Origin of the sequence: Enterococcus sp. DIV2385, from assembly GCF_051711925.1 — a bacterium.
GTDB lineage: Bacteria > Bacillota > Bacilli > Lactobacillales > Enterococcaceae > Enterococcus > Enterococcus faecalis.
Window position 1 is genome coordinate 607,901 of sequence record NZ_JBIONV010000001.1, and the last position, 16,554, is coordinate 624,454.

Sequence of the window (16,554 nt, forward strand, 5' to 3'; positions counted from 1 at the left end):
CTGTTACTCCCCCTCAAAATAGTTATTTTCTTTTAAGAAACGTTCGGCTACGACCGCAGGTTCAATTAAATCATTATCTGCTTGATAGTTCAATTCTTGCATTTTTTTGGTAGAAATTTTACCATCTAAGCGATTTAAGACATCTTTAATTTCCGGCGTTTCTTTTAATAATTTGTCACTAACCACAGGAGCGGCATCATAAGGCGGGAAGAAGCGCTTGTCATCTTTTAACATGACTAAATCGTAACTACCAATCCGGCCATCTGTTGAGTAACCTAAGATAACGTCCATTTTTCCAGCGTTGACTGCATCGTACACCAAGCCAATTTGCATTGGTAAAATAGATTTAAATTGGAAGTTGTATTCCTTTTTAAAGCCTTCATAACCGTCGCCTTCACGTGTGATCCACGCAGTATCGACACCAGCAACTAATTTGTCTGCGACTTTCCCTAAATCACTGACTGTTTTTAAATTGTATTTCTCAGCCGTTTCTTTTGTAACTAAGAATACATAAGTATTTTCAAAACCATATGAAGGGAACCAAGTTTGTTGATAACGTTTTTCAAATTCTGATTGAACTAGATTGAACGCTTTTTTAGGGTCTTTTTCCGCTGGTAAGCCAAGCGTAGTAGTCACGTCAGTACCAGTATAACGAGCTGCAGAAATTGAAGCATCTCCGTTTAACATTGCTTGGTGATTGATGGTCGTAGTGGCTAAGTTGTTAATCACATTTGTTTTTTTATCTGTGTAGTGCTCAACCATATCCGCTACAATGCTCCCTAAAATTTGCGCTTCTGAAGTAATCCCACCTGTAATGGCAACAGTGTTATCATCAGAAGTTGAAGCGAGACCAGGTAAAGAACAACCTGCCAATAAAAGTAAACTGCTTAAGAAGAGTAAGCTTAACTTGAGTTTCTTTTTCATCATTATTCGCCCTCCCTTAAAGCTTTTGGCGTTAAACGATTTTCTAATAATCCAAGAAGAACATCTGCTAAAAGCGCTAAAATAGTTACTGGAATAGTCCCGCCAAAGATTAATTCTGGCTGATAGTTATTTAATCCACTGAAAATCATGTCACCAAGACCACCTGCACCAATATAAGAAGCCAGTGTAGCCCAAGCAATGACATAGACAGCAGCTAAACGAATGCCGGCCATAATTGTTGGCATGGCAATGGGTAATTCAACACTAAAAATAGACTGTAAATTGGTCATGCCCATGCCTTTAGCAACATCTCGGTAATTCTCATCGACATTTTTCATTCCGATATACGTGTTTCTTAAAATAGGTAGAAGGGAATAGATGAATAGCGCGATAATAGCGGGTGTTTTGCCGACACCAAAAATTGGAATCATCAAAGCTAATAAAGCCAACGAAGGAACCGTTTGTAAGGCACTTGTTAAACCAATGACAATATTGGCTACTTTGGGCAAACGTGTTAACCAAACGCCAACGGGCACAGCGATAGCGACCCCTAATAAAAGTGCAAAGAATGAAATATAAATATGTTCAATACTTTTTGAAATCATTTCTGATCCATATTCTTGAAAGAAGCTACTCATTGCTTACGCCTCCTCTTTATCAGTTTCGGACTCGCTTTGTTTTGCTTCTACAGCTTCACTAATCGTTGTTTCATCGCCCCAGATAACATCATAAACAATGTCAACAAGGGAAGCACGTGTTAAGATGCCCACCACTCGTTTTTGTTCATCAACGACTGGCACATATTTTAAGCCGCGTTTTAAGATTCTTTGTAAAGCATCACGTAAAAGAGCGGTTTTTTGAACAAAGAAGACATCTTTATTCAAGATATCACCGACACTAGAAGCTTTGCCACGTTGCTGATCTAATGTTTCAACATCGATAAAGCCTTTAAGCACATGGGAATTATCAACAACTAATAAGGTATCAACCCGTTTTTCACGCATCAATTTAATCGCTTCTTGTAAAGATTTTTCCGGCGTGATAGTAATTGCTGAATTTAACATGACTTCATCAACAGTGGTGAAATCAGGTTTAGCTTGTAATAAGCGATCTTCTCCGATGAGTTCTTCTACAAATTCATTGGCTGGATGACGTAAGATATTATCTGGTGTGTCAAATTGAATTACTTTGCCTTCGCTCATAATGGCAATTTTATTTGCTAATTTCAACGCTTCATCCATATCATGGGTAACAAAGACAATAGTTTTTCCTAAACGTTCTTGCAAATCTTTCACTAAATCTTGTAATGAATCACGGGTGATAGGATCTAAAGCACCAAAAGGTTCATCCATTAGAATAATATCTTGATTGGCAGCTAAAGCCCGCACAACGCCGATTCTTTGTTGTTGTCCCCCAGAAAGTTCATTGGGATAGCGGTCCAACATTTCTCGTGGTAACTCAACCAAATCAATCATTTTTTCGGCTATCTTATTGCGTTCTTCCACAGGTACTTTTAATAATTTAGGCACTAAAACGATATTTTCACGAATGGTCATGTGAGGCATCAAGCCGATATTTTGAATGACATAGCCAATTTGGCGACGTAGCTCTACAGGATTGATTTTTTGAATATCTTGGCCATCAATTAAAATTTTTCCTTTTGAAGGGTCGGTCATGCGGTTAAGCATCCGCATTGATGTTGTTTTTCCACTACCACTTGTTCCGATGAAGCAGATAAATTCACCTTTATCGAAAGACAAATTAATGTCATCAACGGCGACTTTTCCGCCTTTATAAAATTTTGATACATGCTGAAATTCTATCAACTTACTCACCTCAACTAAATATTTTGAAAATGTATCTTATTACTAGTATGCTATAAAAATGCGATTTCGACAAATGTAATCTATTTTTAATGGGAAAAAGAAGGCGGTAAATTTTTTTTAATTCGTTCTAAAAAAAAGAAAAGATAACTATTGTTTAGTAAAAGTTATCTGAACGAAACAAGATGTTAAAAAGAGTATTCTGAGAAGGAAGAAAAGCCGCTATAACAAAGAAAAGTGTCCTTTGTAGCAAGTTGACGGGAGCTGAGTTTTTCATTAGAATGGAAAGAGAACAAGGGAATAAAATAAAAAAAGGCGCTTCATGATTTAGCGGCAACTAAATCACGAAGCCTTGAATAGTCACCTGTGCAAGTGGACCATCAAGTTGCCCGTTCAATCAATGGAAACCATTGATCACTTTTATTTTACTGAATTTTTGAAAAAATTACCAGTTTTTTTAAGAAGTAAGAAGTGGAAGAACGAAGGATGCTTTTTATGGAATGTGCAATGACGTTCAGAAAAATCTGAAGGTCATTTTTTATTCTCTTGTTCAAACATTCAAACATAGGGGAAGAGAGACGGACGTAATTTTGTCACCGATTATTACGTCCGTCTTCCGTTGTTTTCTAAAGCGTTGGTTACATGTCTTTGTAGAGGTTGGCTTCAATTGCAGTCCGTTTTGGTTCTAAAAAAGGCGGTAAAGCCAACGTTTCCCCTAAATGTTCCAGAGGCTCATCCAATGTAAAGCCAGGAGTCAAAGTAGCAAATTCAACCCGATTCCCGCCTGGTTCACGAATGTATAAACTTTTAAAATATCCACGACTTACATACATTTCAATTTCCCAGCCTTGTGCTAAAGCGCGCGTGTGTAGTTCTTGTAATGCTTCATCATCAGCCACAGAAAAAGCAATATGATCCATACTGCCACGCCCCATTCGGCTTGTTTTATCCGACGTTGTTTGATGAACAGAAAAGCTTTCCGTCTCATTTAAAATAATCGTATTGCCAACTGCTTGCCAACCAAGAAATGTTTCAAAAAAGGCCAAGGTTTTTTCAGAATCTGGCACATGAAATTCAGTAGAGGCCAAACCGATAATTTGAACCGCTGCTGGAATGTCGTTAGAAACAACGAGTGTTTCTTTTAATGGATTTTCAGGAACTTCTGTCAGGATAATATGCGTATCATCTGGATCACTGAAATGGAGGCTCTTTTCTTTTTTGTTAAATGGAATTTTGTTTTCTGTTAAACGTTGTTCCCAAAAGGAAAGGCTGTTTTGGGGAATTTTTAAGCCAATCGTGGCTAAATAATTTTTTTCTTCATAGCGGTTGCCTAATAAGGGCACGATAAAAAAAGTTACTAAGCTTCCCGGTGTGCCTTGATAATCGCCATAAAAATAATGAGGCATGCGATTGTTGTCTTGATTTACGGTATTTTTGACAAAACGTAAGCCTAACAATTTTGTATAGAATGATTGGTTTTCTTGACCATGACGCGCTAATAGTGAAACATGATGAAATTGAGCATGCATTTTGAGTTCCTCCTCTAAATAACTATGTATACTTACTTAAAGTAAGTATAGTGCTTCTGACATTTTTTGACAACTATTTAGTTTGATTTAGAAGGCTGACATAGCCAGAAACAAGAAAAAGTGTTAGAATAACCAAGATAAAAACTAGTAGAAAGAGTGACGGAAATGCTAAGTACAGAAGATTTTGATTTTGATTTACCAGAAGAATTAATTGCTCAAACCCCACTAAAAGATCGCGCTAGTTCACGATTATTAGTTGTAAATAAAGAAACAGGGGACATGGAGGATAAACATTTCCATGATATTCTTGATGAATTACAGCCTGGGGATGCATTAGTCATGAATAATACACGGGTACTGCCGGCCCGTTTATATGGAGAAAAACCTGAAACAGGCGGTCATTTGGAAGTTTTACTTTTAACAAATACAGAAGGCGATACATGGGAAACCTTGATTAAACCCGCGAAACGTGCAAAAGTCGGCACGGAAATTCAATTTGGCGATGGTCGCCTAAAAGCGGTGGTTAAAGAAGAGTTGGAACATGGTGGTCGAATCATTGAATTTAAATATGATGGTATTTTCTTAGAAATTTTAGAATCGTTAGGAGAAATGCCATTGCCGCCATATATCAAAGAACGTCTAGATGACCCAGATCGTTATCAAACGGTTTATGCTGAAGAAAATGGTTCAGCTGCAGCACCAACAGCGGGTTTGCATTTTACAAAAGAACTATTAGAAGAGATCAAAGCAAAAGGTGTTCATCTCGTTTATTTAACTTTACATGTCGGTTTAGGAACATTCCGTCCCGTGAGCGTTGATAATATAGAAGAACATCATATGCATAGCGAATTCTATCGTTTAACTGAAGAAGCGGCTAAGCAACTAAATGAAGTACGCCAAGCAGGCGGTCGGATTGTTGCGGTTGGAACAACTTCTATTCGTACGTTGGAAACAATTGGCACAAAATTTAATGGTGAAATCCAAGCTGACAGTGGCTGGACCGATATTTTTATCACACCAGGGTATCAATTTAAAGTCGTAGAGGCTTTTTCAACGAACTTCCATTTACCAAAGTCTACGTTGGTGATGCTTGTGAGTGCCTTTGCAGGAAAAGACTTAACATTGGCTGCTTACCAACATGCAATTGAGGAAAAATATCGTTTCTTTAGTTTTGGCGATGCAATGTTTATTAAATAAGAGACACTTTGTGAGCAGAATACTTGGGATTGAAACAAAAATATATTATGATAAACACGTGATTTTTGGAATCACAGTAAAGGTGTGCTTTATTTTTTCTTCCCCTGTAAATAATAAAGTTAGAAACCAAAACGCTACTAGGACAAAAGTGCTTAGTAGACAATCTTAGAATAAAAAGAACGACGCAACCACGGTTGCGCCGTTCTTTTTTTATGTAAGCAAAGATTAATTATTGAAACAACAATACGAAGAAATGCTTTCTTCGTATTGCCGGTACTAAGTTGTACCTCGGCAACTCCAAGTACAATCAGAAAAATTGTCTTGTTAAGTACAGCTTATACTGTTTAGGCTTCTTGTTCTACATCGTCATTCAGTGTTTCTTTGAAGGTGAACACATCATCAATGGTTACGCCAAAGACGTTCGCGATGTCATGCGCAAGAAGTAATGAAGGATTGTACTTGTTTCGTTCCAGTTGAATAATTGTTTGTCGAGAGACACCGACTCGATTGGCCAAATCTTGCTGGGTCATACGAGCCATAGCACGATAAACATGAATTGAACTTTCAAACGAAGATTTTTTCTTTTTTCGCATAGCATTCCCTCCTTTAAAAGAAGATAAAATAGAATGTGCACCTTGAATATAACACATATGATTATTTGATACAAATATATTTTATTGCCTAAAAGAAAAAACCGAGCTTAAATTTAAGCTCGGCCTTGTTAACGGGAAGACATCAATTGGTTGAATAAGTGTTTACATTTCGCGATACATGTAAAGCAAAAGGTGAACGTGATGTGGTGAAACTAAAACCTTGTTTTCATACAGTTTCGACGCTTGGATGGTGGATAACTTGCGTTAGGTGATAACAGATAGGGTAAATGCTTTATAGAAACTCCATCCTTCTATAACCTTTCCCTATTTTCCGATACGAGTTATCACTAACAATTACTCTACACGTATTGTTTACAGGTGAATCTTGCAATTCTAACAACTTTGAGTTTACCGATTTTTATCTACTGAGAAAATCTTCAACCAATTGATTTGCATGTCCTCCTTACACTTAAAGAATAGCACTTTTTGGAAGCGTTTGCAAGTTATAACACTTATTAATAAGATTAAATATAATATTTTTCTGGTTATTTTATAACATGTAAAATAAATAATCGTGCGAACCAAATAACATTGTATTTTTTTTGTTGTTTTTGTGTTGAATATATAGAAATAAACTATTTTTTATCAGACAAAATGAAAAAAATGTCCATTGCTTTTTGGCTGAATTCGTTTCTTTTTTCATAAAATTCCCATAATCAAATAGAAACATTGCTGTAGCAACAACGAAAATACCAGTTTTTTTCATACATATGAGAGAACGCTAAGCCAAAGATGAAAAAAGTTGCGTGTTCAAAAAAAATCATGTTATATTTAATAGAGACACTATTATATAGGAAGAAAAAATTAGAGGGGGAATAGGATGGAAGCTTACAAGCAATCTGTCGATACTGTCACAAAAGAAGTTTCAGTCAATACTGAAACTGGTTTAACACAACAAGAGGCCCAACAACGGCTGAAAGAAAATGGCCGCAATCAATTTGAAGAGGCTAAGAAGGATTCTGTGTTAAAGAAATTTATTCACAGTTTATCTGATTTTACAACGATTATTTTATTAGTTGCTGCGGCAATTTCGTTTTATACAGCAATCGTAACAGAACATGGCGAATATTTTGAAGGGATCTTAATTATTGCAATTGTGATTATCAATGCTGTTTTAGCCATTGTTCAAGAAGGAAATGCTGAAAAATCTCTGGCGGCTTTACAAGACATGAACAAGCAAAGTAGTGCAGTCTTACGAGATGGCAAGGTAATCGAAGTCGATGCTGAAGAACTAGTAGTAGGAGATGTTCTAGTTCTTGAAGCTGGTTCAATGATTACAGCCGATGCACGACTTATTCAAGCTTCTCAAATGCGCGTAGAAGAGTCAGCACTAACAGGTGAAAGTGAACCTGTTGAAAAAGATCCTACATACGTGGGGCATGACGATGATGGCTTAGGAGATCAAATAAATATGATTTTCAAAGGCTGTACCGTTGTGAATGGCCGCGGACGAGCAGTAGTAACTGCAACAGGAATGAATACGGAAATGGGTAAAATTGCTGGGTTATTGAATAACAGCGATCAGCAAAAAACACCATTACAAAAACGCTTGAATCAATTAGGCAAACGTATTAGTTTGTTAGCCATAGGGGCTGCAGCAATTGTTTTCATTATTGGTGAACTGCAAGGAGAACCGCTTCTTGAAATGTTTATGACAGCCGTTTCCTTAGCGGTGGCAGCTGTACCAGAAACACTAACCGTGATTGTAACGTTAACCTTAGCATATGGTGTTCAAAAAATGGCTAAGAAACATGCAATTATTCGCCGATTGCCAGCAGTAGAAACGCTAGGAACTGCGAATGTTATCTGTTCTGATAAGACAGGAACACTGACACAAAATAAAATGCGTGTCCGCCGAGTATGGCATCGTGGTGATGAAGTAACGGATACGGAAGATGCCATGACCGATGAAGCCATGGAAGTACTGAAAATGGCTGCTTTATGTACAGATGTCATTGTGGAAAAAGAAGGCGATGAACTAACTGTTACAGGGAATCCGACAGAAGCGGCAATTGTTCGTGCTGTCGAAGAAAATTATCATACTAAAGAAGAACTTGAAGAAAAATATCCTCGTATTGGTGAAATTCCCTTTGATTCAGAACGAAAAATGATGACTACGGTCCATCAATGGGGGAAAAAGTACATCTCAATTACTAAAGGAGCCTTTGATGTGTTACTACCTCGTTTTGGTTTCGGAGATGTCGATCAAGCGGCTATTGTTAATGATCGTTTCGGAAAACGAGCGTTACGAGTTATTGCTGTCGGTTATGCCGTATATGATGAACCACCCAAGGAAATTACATCGGAGGCTTTAGAAAAAAATCTTCGCTTGTTAGGCTTAATTGGCATGATTGATCCACCACGTCCAGAAAGTAAGGGCGCCATTGCTCGTGCGAAAAAAGCTGGAATTAAAACAGTGATGATTACTGGTGATCACGTGGTAACAGCCAGTGCAATTGCTAAAGAATTAGGAATTTTAAAAGATAAAAGTGAAGCCTTATCTGGTTCAGAACTGAAAAAAATGAGTGATGAAGAATTAGATAAACGGGTTAAAGATTTATCCGTTTATGCACGTGTAACCCCTGAAGATAAAATTCGAATTGTTCAATCATGGCAACGTTCTGGCGCTGTTGTAGCAATGACCGGAGATGGCGTGAATGATGCGCCAGCCTTGAAAGCTAGTGATGTCGGTTGCGCAATGGGGATTACTGGAACAGATGTGGCCCAAGGCGCTTCAGATATGATTTTGACGGACGATAACTTTGCAACTATTGTTGATGCAGTGGCGCAAGGACGTGCCGTGTACCGAAATATTCGTAAAGCCATTAACTTCTTATTAAGCTGTAATATTTCTGAGATTTTTATTGTTTTAATTGCCATGTTACTTGGTTGGGGTGCGCCATTTACTGCAGTTCAACTGTTGTTTGTTAACGTGGTCGCAGATGGGTTACCTGGTTTTGCATTAGGAAAAGAACCAGCGGAAAAAGGAATTATGGATGAGGCACCAATCCCTAAAAACGAAGGGATTTTTGCACGAGGCTTATGGCAAAAGATTGGGATTAATGCAGCAGTGTTCACAGTCATTACTTTGTTTGGTTTTTACCTAGGTGCCTTTGTACCAGGTGTTTCAGCCTATGTTTCAAACAGCTATGAAGTTGGACAAACAGTGGCATTTTTAATTTTAGCTTATTCCTCTATCTTACATGTCTTTAATGTTCGTAGTGCGAACTCTGTTTTCCGTGTAAAATTATCAAGCAACAAGTCGCTCTTTGAAATGGTCGTTTTAGCATTATTAATTACCACAACCATTGCTTTATTACCATTCACACAAGAACTATTTGGATTAGTGCATATTAGTTTAAATCATTGGATGTTAGCAATTTTCCTATCCTTTGTGCCAATTTTCGTCAATGAAATGATTAAGTTCCATTTCTCTGAAGTCGAAGAGGAAGAAGAAGTGATTTAAATTTAACAGGAATAAAAGGAGCTACTTTTGTTCAGGGAATTATCTTAATAGTTAGCAAGTGGGGCAGCAGTCGTTTCGACTGCTGCCCCACTTATTTTTGATTTTCCTTTTTTCAAAATAGGTGGGTTTCTTATCTAAGATGAACATTCTCTAATAAAAAGACTTGCTAAACGATTTAAAACGTATTATAGTGAGTAGCATCGTTAGTCAAAAAGCGCTTTTTGACTAATGAAAAAGATATATAAAACGTTATATAATAAAGAGTTTTAAAAGTTTTTATGGAGCTGTTGGTTAAACTAAACGAAGTCATTTCTTTTGTAGGAGGAAAGTATTGTGTTACACAAAGCAGAGGGGTTTGATCGTCGGAAATTTACGATGGCAGGGATCTTAGTTGCCATGGGCGTTGTCTATGGAGATATTGGAACGAGCCCTTTATATGTAATGAAAGCCATTGTAGGAGATAATGGTGGCTTGGCACGGGTCTCTGAATCGTTTATTTTAGGTTCGGTCTCATTAATTTTTTGGACATTGACTATCTTAACCACGATTAAATATGTTGTTATTGCTTTAAATGCTGATAACCATGGAGAAGGTGGGATTTTCTCTCTTTATACATTGGTTCGTAAAAAAAGTAAGTATTTGATTATTCCCGCAATGATTGGAGGAGCCGCTTTACTGGCTGATGGCGTTTTGACCCCAGCTGTGACAGTGACGACAGCGATTGAAGGCTTACGGGGGATTCCAGCATTTTTTGAACGTTTTGGCAATGACCAAACGATTATAGTGGTTATTACGTTGACGATTATTTTAATTCTTTTTTCTGTTCAACGATTTGGAACAGAATTGGTCGGGAAAGCTTTTGGGCCGATTATGTTCTTGTGGTTTACTTTTTTAGGCATCATTGGTTTAATGAATTTTAGCCAAGATTGGACGGTTATTCGTGCATTAAATCCATATTATGCTTTGCAATTACTAGTCAGTCCAGAAAATAAATTAGGTCTATTTATTTTAGGGAATATTTTCTTGGCTACAACTGGTGCTGAAGCTTTATATTCTGATTTAGGGCATGTAGGAAAAATGAATATCCGCATTAGCTGGCCGTATATTAAGATTTGTTTGATTCTTAATTATTTAGGGCAAGCTGCGTGGTTGTTAACGGTCAAAGAAAACCCTGAAATGCAGGCATTAGCTGAAATTAACCCATTTTTCCAAATGATTCCACGAGGTATTCTCGTATTTGGCGTTGTTTTTGCAACAATCGCCGCAGTGATTGCTTCGCAAGCGTTAATATCAGGTTCGTATACTTTAGTTTCTGAAGCGATTAAATTGAAGTTATTACCAAGACTTAAAATTATTTATCCTGGGAGCAATATCGGTCAAATGTATATTCCAGCGGTAAATTTAATTTTGTGGTTAGCTTGTTCAGCAATCGTGCTGGCTTTTAGAACATCGACACACATGGAAGCTGCGTATGGTCTATCGATTACGATTACGATGTTAATGACAACCATTTTATTGTTGTTTTATCTTTTGGATAAAATTCCAGCTTGGTCTGCGTATCTAATTTCCTTGTTCTTTGCTGCCATTGAAGTTGTCTTTTTCTTTTCAAGTGCTGCGAAGTTTTTCCATGGTGGATATGTTGCTGTGGGAATGGCAGTCTTCTTGTTATGCATCATGATTATTTGGGAACGCGGCAACGAGATTAAAGAAGCAACGGCGGAACAAGTGTCGTTGGAAAAATATGTACCACAACTTAAAGCTTTGAAAGAAGATACATCTGTACCTATGTATCAAACCAACGTGGTCTTTTTAACCTCTGATCGAGTGGACGGCGAAATTAATCGTAATATTATTTATTCGATTTTAGACAAACAACCAAAACGAGCGAATGTTTATTGGTTTGTTAATGTTCAGGTAACAGATGAACCCTTTACTCAAGAGTATTCTGTTGACATGCTAGGAACTGATTTTATTGTGCAAGTTCAGCTATATTTAGGCTTCCATATTTCTCAAGAAGTGAATGTATATTTAAGACAAATTGTTCATGACTTGATGAAAACAGGGCGCTTGCCAAAACAGCCACAACGTTATTCATTAACGCCAGGGAGAGAAGTTGGCGATTTCCAATTTGTATTAATTCAAGAAGAATTATCTAACGTTTCTGAACTGAAAAAATGGGATCGACAAATTATGCAGGCAAAATTAGCTATCAAAAACTTAACTACCTCTCCTGAAAGTTGGTTTGGCTTGGAATACAGTGAAGTCAAATATGAATCCGTTCCTTTAATCATTGGCCCACAACGGAAAACGCACTTAGTCGAACGAAAGAATCGTTCATAAATAGAAGAAATTTAACTAAAAGATTGAGCCTAAGTCCTTGAGATACATGGCTCAATCTTTTTTGTAGAATCAGAGTAAATACTGTAATTCCACAAAGAATTCATTTAAAAACGTTTGGTCTTTAAAGGAATTCATCCGCTTAAAGATGGCCAGTAAGACTTCTTTTTGAGGTTCAGTTAATTGATCTACTTTTAACAAAGGAAGAAAAGCGATAATCAGAGAATAATCCAATTCTGGATTTTGAGAATGTGTAAATAATTCATGGAGTTCTGACAAAATAAACGGATGATAATAAGATTGGTCAGACTGTTCTTCTGCAGTTGTTGGTTCATAAATAGAAATACTCTCTTGGGAATGAGAGGGGGCTTCTACTGTTAAAGGAAAAGCATAAAAGGACTGCTGTAACTTTTGCGCTTGAATCATAATTTTTAAGGAATCGTGATAGGATAGCTGTTCTTCAGATAAACGTCCCATCAACTGAGTAAAAAAAGGTGGTTTTAGCAGTTGTTTATTTTGAAAATTTTCTTTTAATAGCTGGCGCACAAATCGATCGAAATCACCATAAAGTAGCCAATCTACTGTTGTGTCACAGGCTTTAGCGATTTTTTTTAAGTATCGTTTATTGGGTAAATTCAAACCTAATTCCCAGTTACTAATTGTACTTCCACTAGATAAACCAATTTTATTGGCTAAATAACGTAAAGTGTACTTCTTCTTTTTTCGAGCTTCACGCATGCGCGCCCCGACTTGCTTTGTAGTAATTTTCATTGAAACACTCCTTTTGTAATAAATATGAGGATAAGGTGTTCTTAAAATATACATACGCAAAATTCGGCTCTTTTTTTTTTCTAAACTAAAAAAAGTAATTATTTCTAACAATTTTCATCTTGTGCTATGCTTAAGATGAAAATACTTAAGAAGAGAAGGGATCATATGTCAGCAAAACATAATCATGAACAACACCAGGAAAAACAGCCAACAATGTCCCACGATAAAATGAATCACATGAATCATGATATGGCGCATGAACAAATGGCTATGTCACACCAACATGAAGGAATGAAGGGAATGGACCATTCAATGCATATGGGGAATTTTAAACAAAAATTCTGGCTGTCATTGATTTTAGCTATTCCGATTATTGTTCTTTCACCAATGATGGGTTTTCAATTACCTTTTCAATTTACTTTTCCAGGTTCTGATTGGTTGGTCTTAATTTTAGCAACTGTGCTATTTTTTTATGGTGGACAACCATTTTTAAGTGGCGCTAAAATGGAATTACAGCAAAAGAGTCCAGCAATGATGACGTTAATTGCGATGGGGATTTCGGTATCATATTTTTACAGCCTATATGCGTTTTACATGAATCATTTTACGAATCAGGCCCACGTGATGGACTTTTTCTGGGAATTAGCCACTCTGATTGTTATTATGCTTTTAGGCCATTGGATTGAAATGAATGCTATTTCTAATGCTGGTGATGCCTTGAAAAAAATGGCTGAACTGTTGCCTGACACAGTCAAGCGAATGACTGAACATGGGGAAGAAGAAATTCCTTTGCAAGATGTCCAAGAAGGTGATCGCTTGATTGTTCGTTCGGGAGATAAAATTCCGACAGATGGTAAAATTTTGAAAGGAAGCACAACAGTCGACGAATCGATGGTTACAGGGGAATCAAAAACAGTAGAAAAAAACATTGGTGACTCCGTGATTGGTGGAGCTGTCAATGGCAACGGAATGATTGAAATTTCGGTAACTGGCACGGGTGAAAATAGTTACCTGTCAAAAGTTATGGAGATGGTTAAACAAGCGCAATCGGAAAAATCAAAACTAGAATCTATTTCAGACCGTGTAGCCAAGTGGTTATTCTATATTGCCTTATTCGTAGGTGTGTTAGCATTTATCGGTTGGTTACTCGTAACGAAAGATTTGTCTCTAGCATTTGAACGAATGGTTACAGTTTTTATTATTGCCTGTCCCCATGCGTTAGGCTTAGCAATTCCTTTAGTGATTGCTAGAAGTACCTCCATTGCTGCTAAAAATGGCTTACTTTTAAAAAATCGGAATGCATTAGAACAAGCCAATAAGGTTGAATATGTGTTGCTGGATAAAACTGGAACTTTAACAGAAGGACAATTTACAGTTACTGGCTTAGAATTAATGAGTAAGCAGTTTACTAGAGAAGAAGCACTTAAATATATTGGGGCATTGGAAAAAGATGCAAATCATCCGTTGGCAATTGGGATCATGAACTATTTAAATAAACAAGCCGTTCAACCTTATGAAGCCCATAATCTGCAAGCTTTATCAGGCGTAGGACTGGTTGCTACTGTTCAAAACCAAGAAGTCAAAATAGTCAATGAAAAAGAAGTTGCACGGTTACAGTTAACCTTCGATGAAACGATTAAAACAAACTATCAAGAGCAAGGAAATACCTTGAGCTATTTAATCATCGCTGGTCAATTAGTCGCACTGCTTGCTTTAGGAGATAAAGTCAAACCAGAAGCTAAAACATTTATTGCAGAGTTACAAGCGCAAGGAATTACGCCAGTCATGTTAACAGGGGATAATCAAACAGCTGCCAGTGCAGTTGCTAATTATTTAGGAATGAAGGAATACTACGCAGAGCTCTTACCAGAAGATAAAGAAAAAATTGTGCAACAATATCTTACTGAGGGACATCAGGTCATGATGGTAGGAGACGGTATTAACGATGCACCAAGTTTAGCCCGTGCTTCAATCGGCATTGCGATAGGCGCTGGTACAGATGTAGCGATTGATTCGGCAGATGTTGTACTGACGGATAGTGATCCTAAAGATATTTTAAGGTTCTTAGATTTAGCCAAACAAACACGACGTAAAATGATCCAAAATCTTTGGTGGGGAGCTGGGTACAATATTGTCGCCATTCCTTTAGCGGCTGGGGTTCTTGCACCAATTGGGATTGTTTTAAATCCAGCTGTAGGTGCTGTCTTGATGTCATTAAGTACAATTATTGTAGCAGCAAATGCTATGACGTTGCATATTTCAAAAAAATAATTCGATATAATTGTAGAGAGCGGAAAGTAATCAATACTTTTTGTTCTCTATTTTTTTCTTCTTAAAAAAATTTTTGCCTTATTTGACGTATTCTTATAACAAGGGAGTGAAAGGGGACGATATATGGATTTCAAGGAATTATTGTCTTTTGAACATAAAAATATGTTGGAATTGTTGGATTTACTGCAACAAGAGCAGACATTTTCTGTTTTGATGGCTGCAGAAAAACTAAAGGTGAGCGACAAAACCATCCATTGTTACATTCAACGTTTTGAAAAAAAGCAGGAAACGTTTAAGATAGAAGGACTTTGTAAGATTTATACAACGACCAAAGGAATTGTAAAATATCGTGAATTATGCGTTTGTGGCTTGGCTCGATTTAGACAAAAATTTTGTTATTTTATTCCCGAATTTTATATTTTACGTTGTCTAATTGAAGAGCGAATCAATTATGCGCAATTGACCCAGGTATTGGGATTACAGGAATCAACTCTTCGGAAGAAACTTTCTAATATTCGACGTTGGCTAGTTAATTTTGATATTATTGTACGTCAAAAACATTACGATTTAACTGGCAATGAATGGCAAATTCGACAGTTAATCCTTTGTTTTTATTTGTTTTTTCAAGAAAGCTGTCTGGAAGAAAACAGAGAAATGACTCGGAAAATCATTACCTTTTTTGAGTTGGATTTAAATGTAGCACAACAGAATCATCTTAGTTGGCTAATTTATATTTGGGAGAAACGATATAGAGGCGGGCATGAAATTTCAGTGCCAAATGCTAATTTATTTCAACAAACAAGTGCTTTTTTTTATTTATTTCGTGTGGAAGTGTTGAGCACTTCTTTTATGTCTCTTAAAGAACAAAAAGCGTTATTTGTGATTCTTGAAGCACATTTTGGTGGTTGTTTTGGCAAGAGAGCGCGAAAGTATTTTATTCATGAGCAAATGAAAATAGAAAGTTTATGCTTAAAAACAGCTATTTTTATTATGAAAGAAATTAGGAGAAATTTTACACAACATCATTTTAATTATCAAGAAATTCATTTATGTCGATTTTTAAGTACGCATATGAATAGTTTATTAGACGGACAAGCATGGTTGCCAGCTCATAAACAGGAACAAACACTCGCTGCTCGTTATCAACAAACCTGGCACAGATTACAAAAACTTATTAGGCTTTTAAAACGCCTATATCCAGTCTTTACTTCAGTAAAAGAACGGGAATTGACGAGTTGCTATTTTTATCACATCCTAGATTTATTTAACCCGATTTTATATGAAAAAAAATATATTATTTGCCTATTGACGGACTTTCCTCCAGAAAAGGAACGAGCGTTGGGGCAATCTATAAAAAGCTATTTCAGTGAAAAAAAGAATATTACAATTATTCATGGAAAACCAACGTATCAACTTCACCAAGCACACCTCTTAATTGTCAATCATTTGTTTCAGATGAACGTAGCGCTTTCTTCTAAGACAGTGGTTTATTTGCCAGAGGAATTATCTCCTGCTTTTTTTGAAAAAGTCGAAGCGAATCTACCGTAAGAAGTCCAATTTTGTCTAAATAGTGTTAAAATGAA

Annotated in this window: 11 protein-coding genes; 5 read left to right on the plus strand and 6 right to left on the minus strand. The window is 36.7% G+C overall.

Going from position 1 to position 16,554, the window contains the following annotated elements:
- Positions 1-3: 3 nt before the first annotated feature.
- The 4 genes from IGM04_RS02970 to IGM04_RS02985 all read right to left on the minus strand — a co-directional run bounded on the left by IGM04_RS02970 (position 4) and on the right by IGM04_RS02985 (position 4,276).
- The gene (locus IGM04_RS02970; protein ID WP_002355743.1) at positions 4-924 is read right to left on the minus strand and encodes an osmoprotectant ABC transporter substrate-binding protein; all 921 of its coding nucleotides are present in this window, start codon (positions 922-924) and stop codon (positions 4-6) included.
- A gap of 2 nt (positions 925-926) precedes the next feature.
- Positions 927-1,562 carry an ABC transporter permease gene (locus IGM04_RS02975; RefSeq protein WP_002355744.1) on the minus strand — a complete coding sequence of 212 codons (636 nt, stop codon included), beginning with the start codon at positions 1,560-1,562 and terminating at the stop codon, positions 927-929.
- A gap of 3 nt (positions 1,563-1,565) precedes the next feature.
- Entirely contained in the window at positions 1,566-2,759 is a 1,194-nt protein-coding gene (locus tag IGM04_RS02980) for a betaine/proline/choline family ABC transporter ATP-binding protein (protein WP_002355745.1), read from the minus strand.
- A gap of 626 nt (positions 2,760-3,385) precedes the next feature.
- The gene (locus IGM04_RS02985; protein ID WP_086317684.1) at positions 3,386-4,276 is read right to left on the minus strand and encodes a ring-cleaving dioxygenase; all 891 of its coding nucleotides are present in this window, start codon (positions 4,274-4,276) and stop codon (positions 3,386-3,388) included.
- Positions 4,277-4,441: 165 nt separating this feature from the next.
- Between IGM04_RS02985 and queA the strand changes: the two genes are divergently transcribed.
- Entirely contained in the window at positions 4,442-5,473 is a 1,032-nt protein-coding gene (gene queA, locus IGM04_RS02990) for a tRNA preQ1(34) S-adenosylmethionine ribosyltransferase-isomerase QueA (RefSeq protein ID WP_002355747.1), read from the plus strand.
- A gap of 344 nt (positions 5,474-5,817) precedes the next feature.
- Here queA and IGM04_RS02995 read toward each other — a convergent pair whose 3' ends face one another.
- Positions 5,818-6,123: a helix-turn-helix transcriptional regulator gene (locus IGM04_RS02995; protein ID WP_002355748.1), complete on the minus strand. Its 306-nt coding sequence runs from the start codon at positions 6,121-6,123 to the stop codon at positions 5,818-5,820.
- 823 nt (positions 6,124-6,946) lie between these two features.
- Here IGM04_RS02995 and IGM04_RS03000 point away from each other — a divergent pair.
- Complete coding sequence (locus tag IGM04_RS03000) at positions 6,947-9,592, plus strand: calcium-translocating P-type ATPase, PMCA-type (protein ID WP_086317685.1); 2,646 nt, start codon at positions 6,947-6,949, stop codon at positions 9,590-9,592.
- A 333-nt stretch (positions 9,593-9,925) separates the two neighbouring features.
- Positions 9,926-11,932 (plus strand): KUP/HAK/KT family potassium transporter, encoded by a 2,007-nt coding sequence (locus tag IGM04_RS03005; RefSeq protein WP_002381294.1) that lies wholly within the window; start codon positions 9,926-9,928, stop codon positions 11,930-11,932.
- A gap of 69 nt (positions 11,933-12,001) precedes the next feature.
- Here the strand turns inward: IGM04_RS03005 and IGM04_RS03010 are convergent, their stop codons facing one another.
- Entirely contained in the window at positions 12,002-12,700 is a 699-nt protein-coding gene (locus IGM04_RS03010; protein ID WP_086317686.1) for a helix-turn-helix domain-containing protein, read from the minus strand.
- A 126-nt stretch (positions 12,701-12,826) separates the two neighbouring features.
- Between IGM04_RS03010 and IGM04_RS03015 the strand changes: the two genes are divergently transcribed.
- Together IGM04_RS03015 and IGM04_RS03020 are read left to right on the plus strand one after the other, a co-directional pair.
- A complete protein-coding gene (locus tag IGM04_RS03015) occupies positions 12,827-14,971 on the plus strand; it encodes a heavy metal translocating P-type ATPase (RefSeq protein ID WP_165481930.1) in 2,145 nt (714 codons plus the stop codon).
- 123 nt (positions 14,972-15,094) lie between these two features.
- Positions 15,095-16,519 carry a helix-turn-helix domain-containing protein gene (locus IGM04_RS03020; protein WP_010825068.1) on the plus strand — a complete coding sequence of 475 codons (1,425 nt, stop codon included), beginning with the start codon at positions 15,095-15,097 and terminating at the stop codon, positions 16,517-16,519.
- Positions 16,520-16,554: the final 35 nt, after the last annotated feature.

Coding starts and splice junctions, on each gene's coding strand:
- IGM04_RS02970 (WP_002355743.1), bottom strand. CDS start 924: ATGAAAAAGAAACTCAAGTTAAGCTTACTCTTCTTAAGCAGTTTACTT.
- IGM04_RS02975 (WP_002355744.1), bottom strand. CDS start 1,562: ATGAGTAGCTTCTTTCAAGAATATGGATCAGAAATGATTTCAAAAAGT.
- IGM04_RS02985 (WP_086317684.1), bottom strand. CDS start 4,276: ATGCATGCTCAATTTCATCATGTTTCACTATTAGCGCGTCATGGTCAA.
- queA (WP_002355747.1), top strand. CDS start 4,442: ATGCTAAGTACAGAAGATTTTGATTTTGATTTACCAGAAGAATTAATT.
- IGM04_RS02995 (WP_002355748.1), bottom strand. CDS start 6,123: ATGTGTTATATTCAAGGTGCACATTCTATTTTATCTTCTTTTAAAGGA.
- IGM04_RS03000 (WP_086317685.1), top strand. CDS start 6,947: ATGGAAGCTTACAAGCAATCTGTCGATACTGTCACAAAAGAAGTTTCA.
- IGM04_RS03010 (WP_086317686.1), bottom strand. CDS start 12,700: ATGAAAATTACTACAAAGCAAGTCGGGGCGCGCATGCGTGAAGCTCGA.
- IGM04_RS03015 (WP_165481930.1), top strand. CDS start 12,827: ATGCTTAAGATGAAAATACTTAAGAAGAGAAGGGATCATATGTCAGCA.
- IGM04_RS03020 (WP_010825068.1), top strand. CDS start 15,095: ATGGATTTCAAGGAATTATTGTCTTTTGAACATAAAAATATGTTGGAA.